Origin of the sequence: Streptomyces sp. CA2R106, assembly GCF_037034245.1 — a bacterium.
Classification (GTDB): Bacteria; Actinomycetota; Actinomycetes; order Streptomycetales; family Streptomycetaceae; genus Actinacidiphila.
In genome coordinates, this window is record NZ_JBAGKC010000179.1 from 1 (window position 1) to 471 (window position 471).

General features: G+C 70.5%; 1 protein-coding gene. It reads left to right on the plus strand.

Features of this window, described 5'->3' with window-relative positions; genetic code table 11:
* Positions 1–22: 22 nt before the first annotated feature.
* Positions 23–471 (plus strand): ketoacyl-synthetase C-terminal extension domain-containing protein (locus tag WA788_RS35625; RefSeq protein ID WP_335984660.1); only part of this gene is annotated, 449 nt, incomplete at its 3' end.

Consider the following 471-nt stretch of genomic DNA (forward strand, 5'->3'; position numbering starts at 1 on the left):
TACTGCGATGCAGCACGGAGTGGTGCCTGCGACGCTGCACGCCGAGGTGCCGTCCTCGCATGTGGACTGGGACGCGGGCGCGGTGCGTCTCGCGACCGAGTCCGTGCCGTGGCCGGAGACGGGTGGGCGGCCGCGTCGTGCGGGGGTGTCGTCCTTCGGGTTCTCCGGTACGAACGCGCACGTGATCGTGGAGCAGGCTCCGGTTGAGGGTGCGGTTGAGGAAGAGCCGACCAGTGGTGTGGGGTTGCCGGTTCTGCCGTGGGTGGTGTCGGGCCGGTCGGTTGAGGGGTTGGTGGGGCAGGCGGGGCGGCTGCGGGAATGGGTGACCGAGCATCCGCACCTTGACCCTGCGGAAGTCGGGTGGTCGTTGGTGTCGTCGCGTGCGGTGTTGGAGCATCGTGCGGTGGTGCTTGGTGGGGATGGGGCGGAGTTGTGTGCCGGGTTGGGTGCGGTGGCGGAGGGCGCCGAGGG